This window comes from Stenotrophomonas sp. SPM, from assembly GCF_003105135.1.
In the GTDB taxonomy this organism is placed as follows: domain Bacteria; phylum Pseudomonadota; class Gammaproteobacteria; order Xanthomonadales; family Xanthomonadaceae; genus Stenotrophomonas.
In genome coordinates this window covers 15,207-30,163 of sequence record NZ_QETL01000044.1, presented here as the reverse complement: position 1 = coordinate 30,163, position 14,957 = coordinate 15,207, and the positions used below count along the sequence as shown (strand labels likewise).

Genomic DNA, 14,957 nt, shown 5'->3' with positions numbered 1-14,957 from the left:
CGCCCCCTCAACCGGACCCACCCCGCCTTCGACAGTTTCCTGCAATCTGTCAGAAAGGCACGGGGTCGGATCCCGTTGCGAAGCAACGGGCTCTGACCCCAGAAGAATTTCGATATCTGACAGATGTGTCGACCAACGGTCGGCACCCACCAACAGCCGCGTGAAGCAGTCGAAGGCGAGGTACTGTGGGTTTGCGGGGTGTGAGCCGCATGGATGCGGCGACCAAGGCTACATGGACGTACTTGCGCCGTCCCCGCAAACCCATAGTGCCCGGCCATCCCGCGGAATGCAGGCTTTTGACGTTGACGTTAAGCAGGTGCAGGGCTGCAAGCCCTGCCGACCCATCCCTCAGTGCAGGAGCGCTGCCACCGCCGCCCGGAACCCGGCCTGCGCCGGCACCGACTCCGGCGCGTGATGCAGCTGCCGCACTGCACGCGCCAACCGCGCCGCCCCCACGAACCCGCAACTGGCCTGCAGCCGATGCAGCTGGTTGCGCAGACTCGACGCGTCGTGCTGGTCCACCGCCTGTTCCACCGCGTCGCGTACCCCCGGCAGCTCGGCCAGGAACAGCTCGCGCAGGGCAATCAGGTGGTTGCGCTGGCCGTTCAGGGCCGCCAAGGCCGCCGTCTCGTCCCAGTCCTCCACCACCAGCTCGATCGCTGCCGGCGGCGGGGTCGCTCCAGCGGGACTGTTCACCAGGGCGCGGCGCACCGCCTTCAGCAGCTGGTCGCGCCCCAGCGGCTTGACCAGGGTGTCGCTGAAGCCCGCCTCGCGCAGGCGCTCGTGAATGCTCACGTCGCCATCGGCGGTGTGGGCCAGGGCAGGGGTGTCCGGATGCGAGCGGCGCAGTTCATGCAGCAGCTGCGCGCCATTGCCATCAGGCAGGTTGACGTCGATCAGCCACAGGTCATGAGCACCCGGTTCGGCGCGGGCCAATGCACTTGCAAGTGAGTCAGCGGTGTCCACATCCGCTGGTAACGTTTCCAACGCCGCCTTGAAAAAACCGCGGCTGATGATGTCATCCTCGACAAGCAGGAAGCGGGGCCGGCTGGTCCGCGGGGTCATCTGCATCAGGGCTGCCTCCATGTCAGCTGTGTCCATCATCAAGCACGAGGGCGGCGGGCGCAAGCGGCCATCAGCCCCCTTTGCCCGGATCTGCGACAATACGCACCCATTTTTGCCCGCAGCCAGTTGCCACGTGGCCCGATCCCGCTCCCGCATCGACCGTACTCCGTTCCAGACCGAGATCCTCGACCTCAGCCATGATGGTCGTGGCGTCGCCCGCCGCGAAGGCGAGGGCGGCAAGGTCACCTTCGTCAGTGGCGCCCTGCCAGGCGAAGTGGTGATGGCCGAACCGACCGCCCGCAACCGCCATTTCGACGAGGCCCGCACCGTTGAAGTGCTGCAGCCCTCCCCGCAGCGGGTGACGCCGAAGTGCCCGCATTTCGGCACCTGCGCCGGCTGCGTGCTGCAGCACCTGGACGAAGACCAGCAGATCGTCGCCAAGCAGCGCGTGCTGATGGACAACCTGGAGCGCATCGGCCACGTGAAGCCGGGCGCCGTGCTGCCGCCGCTGGTCGGCGAGAGCTGGGGCTACCGCCGCAAGGGCCGCTTCTCGGTGCGCCGCGTCGAGAAGAAGGACAAGACCCTGGTTGGCTTCCGCGAGCAGGATCCGCGCTTCGTGGCCGACCTGAGCCAGTGCCTGACCGTGATCCCGGAAATCGGCACCAGGGTCGAGGCGCTGTCGACCTTCATCGAGACGCTGGATGGCAAACGCGACATCCCGCAGATCGAATTCATCGCCGGCGACCAGGCGGTGGTCCTGACCGTGCGCCACATGCAGCCGCTCAGCGATGCCGATCGTGCCGCCTGGGCCGCGTTCGGCCAGCAGCATGGGTTTGTGATCTACCTGCAGTCCGGCGGCGTGGACACCGTGCAGCCGCTGGACGGGCAGGGCGTACCGCTGTCGTTCCGGCTGGCACCGTGGGATGTGGAGCTGGCGTTCCGTCCGCTGGACTTCATCCAGGTCAACGCCAAGCTCAACGAGAAGATGATCGCCCACGCCCTGGACCTGCTGGAACCGGGTGAGGACGAGCGCGTGCTCGACCTGTTCTGCGGCCTGGGCAACTTCACCCTGCCGCTGGCCCGTCGCGTGCGCGAAGTGGTCGGCGTGGAAGGTGATGCCGGCCTGGTCGCGCGTGCCCGCGAGAACGCCGAGCGCAACGGCCTGGCCAATGCGCAGTTCTTCAGCGCCGACCTGACCCAGGACCAGCGCAGCACCCCGTGGATGCGCCAGGGCTTCGACAAGCTGCTGCTGGACCCGCCGCGTTCGGGCGCCATCGAAGTGCTGCAGCAGCTGCCGTTGAAGCAGTTCAAGCGCATCGTCTATGTCAGCTGCCACCCGGGTTCGCTGGCCCGCGATGCCGGCTACCTGGTCAACGAGCAGGGCTTCACCCTGGTCAGCGCAGGTGCCATGGACATGTTCCCGCACACCGCCCACGTGGAAAGCATCGCGGTGTTCGAGAAGCGCTGAGCGCGCATGGCACCGGGACTGTCCGGTGCCTTGACGGTCGCCGGCGCCTAGCGCGTCGGCGCCTCCTGCCACTGCCCATCCACGCGGATGAAGGCCACGGTCTGTTCGCCTTGGTGGGTGCCGTCACCGGCGCGCACCGTGCATTCGAACACGGCTGCCTCACGGCCCAGGTCGCAGTTGCGCACTGCATGCACCTGGGTGATACGCGCGGCCTGTTCATAGGCGGCGCGCTCGCCAGCATCTGTCTGCTGCGTGGCGAGCGCGGCGAAACGTGCGCGCAGCAGCGCCTGCGCCTGCTCCGCCGACGGGGCCGGCATCGGCACGTCACGCTGGTCGGGCAGGGTCCACTGGCCGCCCACCCACGCGAGGCGCAGCAGTTGCGGTCGCGGATGGATGCCCGTGCTGGAGGTGACGATGCAGTCCACCGCAGCGCTGTCCGCTGCCGGGGCGCAGCTGGTCAGGCTTTCCAGCCGGGGCCGCAGCGTCTCGGCGAGCAGGCGGCTGGTGCCGCTGGCGGGGCGCTCGGCAATCGCCTCGTCGAACATCTGGTCCATCAGTGCCTGCACCTGCGGCAGCGACGGAAGCGCGGGAAGCGCGGGCGCGTCTGCGGCGGCTGCCGTGCAGGACAGCAGGGCCAGCAGGGCGATGGCGTTGCGGGGCAAAGTGCGTCGACGCATCAGGCATCCGGTCCTTGAAGGGGTCGGCAGTGTAGTCATGCACGACGACGATGCGGTAGGAACTGTCGTGTGCGAACGCCATACTGTGCGCATGGGCATTGAAATCGAACGCAAATTCCTCGTCACCCACGACGGCTGGCGTGCCGCCGCGCACCGGGTGATCCCGATGGCGCAGGGCTACATCAACGACATGGGCTCGCTTGATCGCGGCACCCAGAATGCCTCGGTGCGGGTGCGCATCGAAGGCGACCATGCCGCACTCAACCTGAAATCGCGCACCATCGGCCACACCCGCCAGGAGTTCGATTACCCGATCCCGGTGGAAGACGCGCGCGAACTGCTCGCCCTCTGCGTCGGCGGGCTGATCGACAAGCGCCGGCACCTGGTCGAGCACGCCGGCCTGACCTGGGAAGTGGACGAGTTCCTCGGCGACAACGCCGGGCTGGTGGTGGCCGAAGTCGAGCTGGGCAGCGCCGACCAGGCCATTGACCTGCCGGACTGGGCCGGTGCCGAAGTGACCGACGACACCCGCTACTACAACGTCGCCCTGGCCAGCCACCCGTATTCACAGTGGTGAACTGAAAAGGGGGCGCGCAAAGGGGCCGGAGGGGATTGATCCAGTTAATCCCCTCCGGCCCCTTTTTTCGCTGGCGGCGGTCCCCATGTGGTCTGGATGAAGATCGATATCTACTCCGACGTGGTCTGCCCCTGGTGCTGGATCGGCAAGCACCGATTCGAGCAGGGTGTGCAGTTGCTGGGCGCCGATGCGCCTGAACTCGACATCCAGTGGCAGCCGTTCCAGCTGGATCCGGATGCCGGCGACACCCCGGTGCCGCTGCGCCAGGCCTATGCGGCCAAGTTCGGCGGTGCCGAGCGTACCGAGCAGATCCTCGGCCAGACCCAGACCACCGCGCGCGCCGAAGGCCTGCCGATGGACTTCAGCCAGGGCCAGGTGCGGGTGACCACGCTGCCGGCGCACCGCGTGCTGTGGCTGGCTGGCGAACACGGCCTGCAGGACGCGGTGGGTGAGGCCCTGTTCCGCGCCCACTTCGAGCATGGCCAGAACCTGGCCGACACGGAGGTGCTGGTGAAGGCCGGCGTGGCCGGCGGCCTGGACGGCGCCGAGATCGCGCAGTTGCTCGCCTCCGACCGTGGCCTGGCCGAGGTCGAGGCCAAGCTGGCCCAGGCTCACGCACTGGGCATTTCCTCGGTGCCGACCTTCGTCATCGACGGCCGCTGGGCCATCTCCGGCGCACAGCCGCCGGAAGCCTTCGCCAACGCCCTGCGCCAGATCGCCGCCGAGCAGGGCGCCGCCGCTGCCGGTGACGAGGCCTGCGGCCCGGACGGCTGCGCCGTCTGAGCGGGCTGGGGTCGGAGCCCCCGCGCGGATCCGACCCGCGGATCCTTTCGCCCGAACACTGCGCCTGCCGGCCGGTTCTGCGACAATGCGGCACTGCGCCATGCGGGCGCCCGTAGTGGAGATCGACCATGCTGCTGATCGGCGTTGCCGGCACTGAACTGACCGCCCAGGAACGCGACTGGCTGCAGCACGATGCCGTGGCCGGGGTGGTGCTGTTCAAGCGCAACTTCGCCTCGCGCCAGCAGGTGACCGATCTGAGCGCGGCCATCCGCGCCGCCGCCCCGCGCCCGCAGCTGATCTGCGTGGACCAGGAAGGCGGCCGCGTGCAGCGATTCCGCGAGGGCTACAGCGATCTGCCGCCGCTGCAGGACATCGGCGCGCTGTACGCCAGCGACCCGCAGCAGGCGCTGGCCATGGCCGAGCAGCACGCCTGGCTGATGGCCAGTGAGGTGCGCGCCAGCGGCCTGGACCTCAGCTTCGCCCCGGTGGTCGACCTCGGCCGCGGCAACCGCGCCATCGGCAACCGTGCCTTCAGCGAAGACCCGCAGGTGGTGGCCGCGTTCACCGCGGCCTACGTGCGTGGCATGCATGCCACCGGCATGGCTGCCACCCTCAAGCATTTTCCCGGCCACGGCACCGTGCTGGAAGACACCCACGTTGACACCGCCATCGACCCGCGCGGACTGGATGAGCTGCGCGCGCAGGATCTGGTCCCGTTCAGTGCCGGCATCGCCGCCGGCGCCGATGCGGTGATGATGGCTCACGTGATCTACCCGCAGGTGGCGGCGGAACCGGCCGGCTATTCGCCGCGCTGGATCCAGGACATCCTGCGCGGCGAGCTCGGCTTCCGTGGCGTGGTGTTCTCCGATGACATCGGCATGGCCGCCTCGCACAGCGCCGGCGGCGTGCCGGCCCGCGTGCACGCGCACCTGGATGCCGGCTGCGACGTGGTGCTGGTCTGCCACCCCGAACTGGTCGATGAAGCCCTGCACGCCGTGCAGGGACGCTCCCTCAATACCTCTGCGCTGCTGGGCCTGCTTGGCCGCGGCGCGCTTGGCTGGGATGGCCTGCTGGCCGATGCCCGCCATGGCGACACCCAATCCCGTTTGCTCCACACCCTTGGAAGAACCGTCTGATGCCGAACCTCACCATTTCCCAGGCCCTGGCCCAGGCCGACCTGCTGGTCGACCGTCCCACCATCGACAAGGCCATCGCCAGCATCGCCGACGCGATCGCACGCGACTACGAGGGCGAGGTCCCGCTGTTCCTGTCCATCATGCACGGTGCGCTGCCGTTCGCCGGCCAGCTGGCGCTGGAGCTGGGCGCGCGCGGCCAAGACGTTCAGTTCGATTACCTGCACGCCACCCGTTATCGCGGTGAAACCACCGGCGGCGACCTGGTGTGGAAGCACAAGCCGGCCACCGCGCTGTTCGGCCGCCGCGTGCTGCTGGTCGACGACATCCTTGATGAGGGCTACACCCTGCAGGGCGTGCGCACCTGGTGCCTGGAACAGGGCGCCACCGATGTGCGCATCGCGGCGATGACCGTGAAGAAGCACGACCGCGGCCTGCCGGACGTCACCGCTGACTACGCCGGCATCGAACTGCCGGACCGTTATGTTTTCGGCTTCGGCATGGACGTCAACGAAACCCTGCGCTGCGTGCCGGCCATCTACGCGATGAAGGAATAAGAACGGGCCCTTCGCGGCCTGTCCTTGTCCTGTCCTGTCCCGCGCCGGCATCTTCGGGTGCCGGCGTTTGTCTTTTCCTGGAGTGCATTGCATGCAACAGATCGCCCTGGCCGTGATTGGCGGCACCGGTGTCTACAACCTGGCCAAGCTCGACGACGTCCAGACGCACGAGGTCGAAACCCGTTTCGGCCGTCCGTCCGGCCCGGTGCGCGTGGGCACGTTGCTCGGCAACCGCGTGGCCTTCCTGGCGCGGCATGGCGAAGGTCATTCGCTGCCGCCGCACAAGATCAACTACCGCGCCAACCTGGCTGCACTGCAGCAGATCGGCGCGCAGCGGGTGCTGGCGCTGAATACGGTGGGCGGCATCGGTGACGATTTCGGTCCGCGCGTGCTGGCCTGCCCGGACCAGATCATCGATTACACCTGGGGCCGGATCAGCACGATCTGCGAGGAAGTGGGTACCGACGTGGTGCATGTGGACTTCGGCCACCCGTACACGCCGGTGCTGCGCAGCAAAATCCTGGCTGCGGCAAAGGTGACCGGCGTGAAGGTGCACGATGGCGGCTGCTATGGCGCCACCCAGGGCCCCCGCCTGGAAACCATCGCCGAAATCGCCCGCATGCGCCGTGACGGCTGCGACCTGGTGGGCATGACCGGCATGCCCGAAGCCGCGCTGGCACGGGAGCTGGGGCTGGATTACGCCTGCCTGGCGATCGTGGCGAACTGGGCCGCAGGCTGCGGTGACGGCGAGGAGATCACCATGGCCGAAGTGCTGGCCAACGTGCAGGCCGCCAGCAACGGACTTCCGGAACTGGTCGGCGAATTGGCGCGGGGGTGATTGTCATCCTCGGGCAAGCTTTGCATACTCAGCCGGTACGCGGGTTCAGCGTACACCACCCATTCATTGCAAAGGTCTCGCATTAACATGCCGAACGGTACCGTCAAGTGGTTCAACGACGCCAAGGGATTTGGCTTCATCTCGCCGGAGGATGGCAGCGCCGACGTGTTCGCGCACTTCTCCGCCATCAACTCCAAGGGCTTCCGCAGCCTGCAGGAAGGCCAGCGTGTCACTTATGACGTGACCCAGGGCCCGAAGGGCGCCCAGGCTTCGAACATCACGCCGGCCGAGTGATCCACTCGACAGTGCGTTGAAAACCCCGCTACGGCGGGGTTTTTTTTGCGCACGGCATCGGCTGGCGGGCACAATGCAGGCATGACGGAACGACTGCGCATCGCCGTGATCGGCTACGGCACCGCCGGCCAGGCATTGGCCATCCTGCTCACCCGCGATGGCCACGAGGTGGAGATCTTCGAACGGGTGCCGACGCCGGGGCCGGTGGGTGCTGGCTTCCTGCTGCAGCCCAGCGGCCTGCAGGTGCTGTGGCAGATGGGCCTGCTGGACGAGGTGCGCGCGCATGCGGCACCGGTGCACCGGCTGTATGGCGATACGCCGTGCGAGCGCGCGGTGATGGACATGGGTTATGCCGGGCTGGATGCACGCCTGCATGGGCTGGGCATGCAGCGCGGGGCGCTGTTCTCGCTGCTGGACCAGGCCCGCGATGGCGCCGGCCAGCTGCATGTCGGCACCACCATCGTGTCGGTCGATGCCGCACAAGGGCGCCTGCGCGACAGTGAGGGGCGCCAGCACGGGCCGTTCGATCTGGTGGTGGCTGCCGATGGTGCGGCGTCCACGCTGCGCGGCGACGTCGAGCAGGGCATCGCGCTGGACCGGGTCTATCCTTGGGGCGCACTGTGGTGCCTGCTGCCGGCCGAAGACTGGCCGCACATGAGCGAGCTGCGGCAGCGCTACGTGGCCGCACGCAGGATGATCGGGCTGCTGCCGGTCGGCACGCGGCCGGGCGACGGCACGCCGCGCCTGAGTTTCTTCTGGAGCCTGCCGCGCGCGGATTTCGAGCGCTGGCAGGCCGATGGCATGGCGCCGTGGCTGGAAGAGCTGCACGCGTTGTGGCCACAGGCCAGCGCACGTTTCTGCCACCTGCAGGACGCCGGCCAGCTGGCCCGTGCGGTCTACCGCGACGCGGTGATGAAGCGCTGGCACCAGGGCCGGCTGGTGCTGGCCGGCGATGCCGCGCATGCGATGAGCCCGCAGCTGGGGCAGGGCGTCAACATGGCCCTGCTCGATGCGCTGGCGCTGCGTGATGCACTGCGCACGCACGGTCGCGGTGAGGCGGCGCTGCTGGCTTACCAGGCGCAGCGCCGTGCACACGTGGCGGTCTACCAGCGCTGGAGCCGCTGGCTGACGCCGTTGTTCCAGTCCGACCGCGATGTGTGGGCCAAGGCGCGCGATGTGCTGCTCGGGCCGATGGGACGCATGCCCGGCGGGCGCGGCCACATGCTGCGCGTGCTCAGTGGCACCCAGCACGGCTGGTTCGGTGCGATGCCGCTGGATCCGGCTTTCATCGAGGCGCTAGCACAGGCCCCGGCTGGCCTGCCGATCAGCCCGATTCCGCTGCGTGCCTGAACCGCGTCGTCACGGCAATTAACGAACACCTCACCCCGGATATGCGAGAAGAAGGGAGCACGCCATTGGCGCGTCGCCCGTTTTCCTTTCCGTGATCAGACATCGCGCGTGGCCGGGCGGCACTGCCGTCGCGGCCTGTTGCGGCCCGGATGCGCCGCAGTATTCGAGGAGGATGCCATGTTGTTCGCTGTCGATGAGCTGGAATCGGAAATCTGCAAGCTGAGGGGCCTGCTGCAGATGCTGCACGAGGACCAGCCCGACGTCCTGGAAGATGTATTCGAGTTCCATGTGGGCAGCCTGATCAGCCATTCGGCACCAGCGCACCACGCGCGCATCCGTACCTGCGCGCGGGACATGCTGGTCGCCATCCAGGCACTGCCACGGCACAGCAATGAACGCAGCGTCGATTTCCGGGTGATGCCGGAACTGCTCGCGCGCCCGGCCTGAACCCGGCGCAGGTCCGTCCGCCCGTCGTCACCGCACGGGCAGCGCGACCAGTTGGTTGTCCACGCAGGCGATCCATCGTTCGCCACTTCGCCGCGTTGGCACTACGCCGGCGGTGAATGCCGAAAACGCGGGCAGCACCGTCTGTCCCTGCCGCAGCCAGAATGCAGGAAAGCGCCGCCGCAAAGCCGGCAGGGCGACCTGCGGATGCACGTGGCCAGCGATCACATGGGCATCATCAGCCTGTCGCGGCTCATGGCAGAGCAGGAAAGGCCCCAGCCGCAGGTCGTCATGGATCTGCACCTGCAGCGCTGCGTGCGGCAGCTGCCGGTCATGGTTGCCGCGCACCACGTGTACGTCCAGCGCAGCATGCTGCTCGCGCCAGCCCAGCCATTGCCGATGCCAGGCCGCACGATGCGCCGGCCCGTGCAGGATGTCGCCGAGGATCCACAGCTCGCGGCATGCATGCTGCTGCACCAGCGCCTGCAGACGTTGCAGGTCGCCGTCGGTACCACCGCTGGGCAGGGCGATGCCGGCGCGACGGAATACATCGGCCTTGCCGAGGTGCAGGTCGGCGATCAGCAGCGCGTGGCGTGCCGGCCACCACAGTGCACGTGCGCCAAGCAGGCACATCGGTTCGCCGCCCAGCTGCACTGGCAATTCAGTGGTCATGGCGGCGCTCCAGCTGCTGTGCCGCGCGCTGCACGCGGGTGCGCCAGTCTTCATTGCTGAACTGCCCGCGCAGGCGCTCGGCCCACAGCGGGAAGCCCAACGGTGTCAGCGTCGGTGGCCGCTGCAGTGACACCGATTGCGTGGCGATGTGCTGCAACGCCTGCTGCAGGCCGGGCAGGTCGAGTGCATCGGTGAGGACCTCATGTTCGGCCTGCGCCAGCAGCAGGTGGCCGGGGTCGTGTTCGCGCAGCACGTCGTACAGCAGGCCCGCCGAGGCCTGCAGCTGGCGCAGCGAGCGCGGCATGCCGCCCGGCAGGCTCGGCACCAGCAGGCCGGCGACGCGGGCGATGCCACGGAACTGCCGTCGCGCCAGTTCGCCGAGGTTCACTGCAGCGCGCAGATCGTCGAGCAGATCGGCCGGATCGAACAGTGCCTGCCACGCCGCCGCATCGCGTTCGATGGGTTCTGCCGGCGCGAGGACCAGGCCGTGGTCATTCACTGCATAGCCGATGCTGTTGCGCTGCAGGCGCGTGCAGCGCAGCGACAGCAGTGCCGCCAGTGCCTCGTGCACGTGGCGGCCCGCAAAGGGATAGACGAACAGGAACTGGCCTTCGCGACGGCGCACGTCTTCCACCAGCAGCCGCGAAGGCCCCGGTCGTTCCGATAGCGCATCCTGGAGGCCAAGCAGCGGCGCCAGCCAGCGCGCCTCAGCGCTGTTGTCGGCACCGGACAGCACCGCTTCCAGCTCGCGCCCCAGGGCCAGCGACAATGGCAGCTGGCCGCCCTGCCAGCGCGGCACCACGCCACTGCCGCTGCCACGTGCCAGCCGCACGTAGGCGGTCATGTCGCGCAGCTGCACCAGCTCCAGCAGGCGACCGGCGAACTGGAAACGATCACCGCGGCGCAGGCGGCTGGCGAACTGTTCCTCCACCGCACCGAGGCCGCCGCCGCGCAGGAACTGCACGCGCACGCTGCCATCGCTGCTGATGGTGCCGATCGACAGCCGGTGGCGCAGTGCCTGGCGGCGATCATGCATCCGGTACTGGCCATCGTCGTCCAGCACCACCTTGTGGTACTCGGGGTACTGCGCCAGGGCGCGTCCGCCCTGCACGATGAACGCGAGCACATCCAGCCACTGCGTGTCCTGCAGCGCGGCGAACGCATGCGTGCGCCGTACCTGCGCGAGCAGCGCCTCGGCGTTGAAGCCGCCGGCCAGCGCACGGCTGACCGCATGCTGGGCCAGCACGTCCAGTGACAGCGTGGGCGGCGTGCGCGGTTCGGTGATGCCGTCGCGCAGGGCCCGCCGCACGGCGGCGTACTCGGCCAGCTCCAGCGCGTGGGTGGGCACGCACAGCACGCTGCCGCTGGCCCCGGGCCGATGCCGCGCGCGCCCCGCACGCTGGCGCAGGCGCGCCACACCCTTCGGGCTGCCCAGCTGCAGCACCTGGTCCACCTCCGGAAAGTCCACGCCGAGGTCGAGACTGGAGGTGGCCACTACGCAGCGCAGCGTGCCGGCGCGCAGGCCATCTTCCACCTGCTGGCGCAGGCCCGCGTCGAGCGAACCATGATGCAGGGCCAGCGTCTGCGCGTCTTCCGGCCAGACCGCCGCAAGCGCCTGATGCCACAGTTCGGCCTGCGCGCGCGTGTTGGTGAACAGCAGGCTGCTGCGCGCGGACATCAGTGCGTCGAGTACGCGCGACAACTGACCCAGGCCGAGATGCCCGGCCCAGGGGAAACGCTCGCCGCTGGCGGGCAGCAGGCTGCTGATCGCCACCGGTCGCTGTCGTGCGCCTTCCACCTGCACCGCATCCGGCTTGCCCGGCAGCAGCACGTCGCGCGCCTGCGGCAGGTTGCCCAGCGTGGCCGACAGGCCCCACAGCTGCAGTGCCGGTGCGGTGTCGCGCAGCAGCGCGAGGTTCAGCTGCAGCAGCACGCCGCGCTTGTTGCCCATCAGTTCGTGCCACTCGTCCACCACCACGCAGCGCAGCTGGCGCATGCGCTCCAGCGTGTCGGGGTAGCTGAGCAGTAGAGCCAACGACTCGGGCGTGGTCACCAGCACATCGATGCGGCCTTCGCGGGCGAGGCGGCGGTCACGGCTACTGGCGTCGCCACTGCGCAGGCCGACCTTCCAGCCCAGGCCCAGGCCTTCGATGGGCGCCTGCAGGGCGCGCGCGGTATCACTGGCGAGTGCCCGCAGCGGGGTCACCCACAGCACCTGCAGCGGGCGCACCGCATTGGCCCGCGGCGGCGCCGGCAGCGGATCGATCATCGCCTGCAGCAGCGGTCCGCCGAACATGGCCAGCGTCTTGCCGCTGCCGGTCGGGGTGTGCAGCAGGCCCGAGCGGCCCGCCAGGTAATGGCGCCACATCGCGCGCTGGAACGGCAGAGGTTTCCAGCCACGGCTGCCGAACCACGCCTGCAGCCGCTGCAGCGCATCGCTGCGCTTCATCGCGCCAGGGCCTGCAGGGTCGCCAGCTGGTCGGCTTCGCTGGCCGGCTTGTCCTGGCGCCAGCGCAGGATGCGTGGGAAGCGTACGGCGATGCCGGACTTGTGCCGCGTGCTGCGGTTGACCGCCTCGAAGCCCAGCTCGAATACCTGTTCGCCGCGCACACTGCGCACCGGCCCGAATCGTTCGCGGGTATTGGCGCGTATCCAGCGGTCCAGCGCCAGGATCTCCTTGTCGTCCAGCCCGGAGTAGGCCTTGGCCACCGGCACCAGGGTGTCGCCGTCCCAGACGCCGAAGGTGTAATCGGTGTACAGCGTGCTGCGCCTGCCGTGGCCGGCCTGCGCATACAGCAGCACTGCGTCGATGGTCAGCGGTTCGACCTTCCACTTCCACCAGTCGCCGCGGCGGCGCCCGGCCTGGTAGATCGAATCACGGCGCTTGAGCATCAGTCCTTCGACACCGCGCTCGCGCGATGCTTCGCGCAGGCGCGCGGCATGCGCCCAATCGTCGGCGTGCACATCGGGCGACAGCTGGATGCGTGCATCGCCGAGCGCGCCGACCAGTTCGGCCAGTTGTGCGCGCCGCTTCTGCAGCGGCAGTTCGCGCAGGTCCTGGCCATCGCGTTCCAGCAGGTCGTAGGCGAGCACGCGCACCGGCGTGTTGCGCAGCGTTGCCGCACCGGGCTTGCGGCGCTGGATGCGCGTCTGCAGCGCGGTGAACGCGCGTGGCGCGTCGTCGGCCTCATCCCAGGCCAGCAGCTCGCCATCGATCACGCAGCCGTCGGGCAGTGCGGCTGCCGCCTGTTCGATCTCGGGGAAGCGTCCGTCCAGCCGCTCCTCGCCGCGCGACCACAATGCCACTTCACCTTGGCGGCGCAGCAGCTGCAGGCGGATGCCATCCCACTTCCATTCCAGCAGCCAGTCGTCGATCGCGCCCAGGCGTTCCTGCGGCTCGCCTTCCAGCGGCGAGGCAAGGAAAAAAGGGTAGGGCTGCTGGCGGTCCAGCGGCAGCTCCTCCGGTGACAGCAGTTGTGCCAGCAGGCCCGGCGTGGGCACCCACTCACCAAGCATGCGCTGGGCGATGCGGGCGATGTCCAGGCCCGACCATTCGGCCAGTGCCTGCTGCACCAGCCGCTGCGAAACGCCGACGCGCAGCGCGCCGGTCAGCAGCTTGTTGAACACCAGCCGCTCGCTGGCCGGCAGTTGCCGCCAGCCGGCCACCACGGCGGCGCGGCGCACGTCCTCGGGCTGGTTGGCCACGGCCAGCAGATGCCGTTCGATCCAGTCGGCCAGCGGGCGGTCCGGGGCGGGCTGCGCCGGATCATCCAGCAGCAGGGTCAGCGTTTCGGCCAGGTCGCCGACCTGCGCGTAGCTGTCCTCGACCAGCCACGCCGGCAGGCCTGACTCCTCGCTCACCCAGGCGCGCAGCTCGCCGCTGGCAGCGATCTTCCGGCGTGCGCCGCCGACCTTGCCGCCGCTGAGCAGGAACAGCGCCCAGGCCGCGTCGTGCGCACCGGCGTGGGCGAAGTAGTCGACCAGGGCCGCGCGCTTGTCCAGCGTGGCCGTGCTGCGGTCCAGCCGCTGGTAGAGCGCGGCGAAGGCCTTCATTCCTCGCTCCCGAAGTCGGTGCGGAAGGCCTCGGCGGCCACGCCGCGTTCGCGCAGGAACGGAATCAGCGCATCGGTGTTGCCATGGGTAGCGATCACCCGCGTCGCCCCGGTCTGTTCGATGGTCTGCAGCAGGGCAGGCCAGTCGGCGTGGTCGGACACCACGAAGCCGCGATCGACGTTGCGCCGGCGGCGGTTGCCGCGCAGCTGCATCCAGCCCGAGGCGAAGCCGAGCTGGTGGCGGCCGAAACGGCGCAGCCAGGGCGTGCCGGCGGCCGAGGGCGGGGCGATGATCAGCTTGCCGGCCGCCTCCGGCTGGCGGCCCTGTTCGGCCACGGTCAGCGTTTCCAGCAATGGGATGCCCGCCTCGCGGTATACCGCCACGCCGTTGGCCACCGCACCGTGCAGCCACGCAGGCGTGTCGTCCAGCGCCAGCAGTTCGCCGAGCACGCGTTGCGCCTTGCCCAGCGAGTAGCAGAGCAGCACCGCCGCTTCGCCGCGCTGCGCGCATTCCTGTCGCCACGCCACGATCTCGGCGGCCACCGCGGCGGTGTCGGGCCAGCGGTAGATCGGCAGGGCGAAGGTCGCTTCGGTGATGAAGGTATCGCAGGGCACCACTTCGAACGGCGCGCAGGTGGGATCGGGCTGGCGCTTGTAGTCGCCCGAGGCGACCCAGACCTGGCGGCCATCGTCGATGCGCACCTGTGAGGAACCCAGCACGTGGCCGGCCGGATGCAGCGACACCTGCACCTGGCCCAGGGTAAACGGTTGGCCTTCGGCATGGACCTGCAGCGGTACGTCGCCCAGCCGCCAGCGCAGGATCGGCGCGCTGCCGGGGCTGCAGTGGTATTCGCCCATGCCGGGCCGGGCGTGGTCGCCGTGGCCGTGGGTGATGACCGCGCGCGGCACCGGCCGCCACGGGTCGATGTGGAAATCGCCTGCGGCGCAGTAGAGCCCTTCGGGGCGCAGTACCACCAGATCGTCATTGACTGCCATGCCTGCACTGTCGCGCGGTGCTCGTGCACGGCGCGAGAACCGGCCTGAACG

General features: G+C 69.2%; 15 protein-coding genes. 9 read left to right on the top strand and 6 right to left on the bottom strand.

Annotated elements, in window-relative coordinates; translation table 11 throughout:
• Positions 1 to 348 precede the first annotated feature (348 nt).
• Entirely contained in the window at positions 349 to 1,071 is a 723-nt protein-coding gene (locus DCO49_RS11215) for a response regulator (protein ID WP_116864103.1), read from the bottom strand.
• A gap of 127 nt (positions 1,072 to 1,198) precedes the next feature.
• Here DCO49_RS11215 and rlmD point away from each other — a divergent pair, with 127 nt between their 5' ends.
• On the top strand, positions 1,199 to 2,533 hold the full coding sequence (rlmD, locus tag DCO49_RS11210; RefSeq protein WP_116864101.1) for a 23S rRNA (uracil(1939)-C(5))-methyltransferase RlmD: 1,335 nt from the start codon (positions 1,199 to 1,201) through the stop codon (positions 2,531 to 2,533).
• 47 nt (positions 2,534 to 2,580) lie between these two features.
• Here rlmD and DCO49_RS11205 read toward each other — a convergent pair whose 3' ends face one another.
• The gene (locus DCO49_RS11205) at positions 2,581 to 3,210 is read right to left on the bottom strand and encodes a hypothetical protein (protein ID WP_133249422.1); all 630 of its coding nucleotides are present in this window, start codon (positions 3,208 to 3,210) and stop codon (positions 2,581 to 2,583) included.
• Between the two features lie 91 nt (positions 3,211 to 3,301).
• Between DCO49_RS11205 and DCO49_RS11200 the strand changes: the two genes are divergently transcribed.
• The 8 genes from DCO49_RS11200 to DCO49_RS11165 all read left to right on the top strand — a co-directional run bounded on the left by DCO49_RS11200 (position 3,302) and on the right by DCO49_RS11165 (position 9,189).
• Positions 3,302 to 3,787, top strand: a complete 486-nt coding sequence (locus tag DCO49_RS11200) for a CYTH domain-containing protein (protein WP_116864102.1) — start codon at positions 3,302 to 3,304, stop codon at positions 3,785 to 3,787.
• 96 nt (positions 3,788 to 3,883) lie between these two features.
• On the top strand, positions 3,884 to 4,570 hold the full coding sequence (locus DCO49_RS11195; protein WP_116864099.1) for a DsbA family oxidoreductase: 687 nt from the start codon (positions 3,884 to 3,886) through the stop codon (positions 4,568 to 4,570).
• Positions 4,571 to 4,698: 128 nt separating this feature from the next.
• Positions 4,699 to 5,706, top strand: a complete 1,008-nt coding sequence (gene nagZ / locus DCO49_RS11190) for a beta-N-acetylhexosaminidase (protein ID WP_116864098.1) — start codon at positions 4,699 to 4,701, stop codon at positions 5,704 to 5,706.
• On the top strand, positions 5,706 to 6,260 hold the full coding sequence (locus DCO49_RS11185) for a hypoxanthine-guanine phosphoribosyltransferase (protein WP_079222740.1): 555 nt from the start codon (positions 5,706 to 5,708) through the stop codon (positions 6,258 to 6,260). Before nagZ ends, DCO49_RS11185 begins: the two co-directional genes overlap by 1 nt.
• A 91-nt stretch (positions 6,261 to 6,351) precedes the next feature.
• Positions 6,352 to 7,098, top strand: a complete 747-nt coding sequence (locus tag DCO49_RS11180) for an S-methyl-5'-thioinosine phosphorylase (RefSeq protein ID WP_116864097.1) — start codon at positions 6,352 to 6,354, stop codon at positions 7,096 to 7,098.
• 87 nt (positions 7,099 to 7,185) lie between these two features.
• Positions 7,186 to 7,392, top strand: coding sequence for a cold-shock protein (locus DCO49_RS11175; RefSeq protein ID WP_005410590.1), 207 nt, complete (start codon positions 7,186 to 7,188; stop codon positions 7,390 to 7,392).
• An 81-nt stretch (positions 7,393 to 7,473) separates the two neighbouring features.
• Positions 7,474 to 8,742: an NAD(P)/FAD-dependent oxidoreductase gene (locus tag DCO49_RS11170; protein ID WP_116864096.1), complete on the top strand. Its 1,269-nt coding sequence runs from the start codon at positions 7,474 to 7,476 to the stop codon at positions 8,740 to 8,742.
• A 177-nt stretch (positions 8,743 to 8,919) separates the two neighbouring features.
• On the top strand, positions 8,920 to 9,189 hold the full coding sequence (locus DCO49_RS11165; RefSeq protein WP_116864095.1) for a hypothetical protein: 270 nt from the start codon (positions 8,920 to 8,922) through the stop codon (positions 9,187 to 9,189).
• 27 nt (positions 9,190 to 9,216) lie between these two features.
• Here DCO49_RS11165 and pdeM read toward each other — a convergent pair whose 3' ends face one another.
• From pdeM to DCO49_RS11145, 4 genes are read right to left on the bottom strand one after another with little or no spacing between them, the layout of a single operon-like run.
• The gene (gene pdeM / locus DCO49_RS11160; RefSeq protein ID WP_116864094.1) at positions 9,217 to 9,858 is read right to left on the bottom strand and encodes a ligase-associated DNA damage response endonuclease PdeM; all 642 of its coding nucleotides are present in this window, start codon (positions 9,856 to 9,858) and stop codon (positions 9,217 to 9,219) included.
• Positions 9,848 to 12,307, bottom strand: coding sequence for a ligase-associated DNA damage response DEXH box helicase (locus tag DCO49_RS11155; protein WP_116864093.1), 2,460 nt, complete (start codon positions 12,305 to 12,307; stop codon positions 9,848 to 9,850). The genes pdeM and DCO49_RS11155 overlap by 11 nt, the downstream gene beginning before the upstream one ends.
• Entirely contained in the window at positions 12,304 to 13,911 is a 1,608-nt protein-coding gene (locus DCO49_RS11150; RefSeq protein ID WP_116864092.1) for an ATP-dependent DNA ligase, read from the bottom strand. Before DCO49_RS11150 ends, DCO49_RS11155 begins: the two co-directional genes overlap by 4 nt.
• Positions 13,908 to 14,906 carry a ligase-associated DNA damage response exonuclease gene (locus DCO49_RS11145; protein WP_116864091.1) on the bottom strand — a complete coding sequence of 333 codons (999 nt, stop codon included), beginning with the start codon at positions 14,904 to 14,906 and terminating at the stop codon, positions 13,908 to 13,910. Before DCO49_RS11145 ends, DCO49_RS11150 begins: the two co-directional genes overlap by 4 nt.
• Between the last annotated feature and the right edge of the window lie 51 nt (positions 14,907 to 14,957).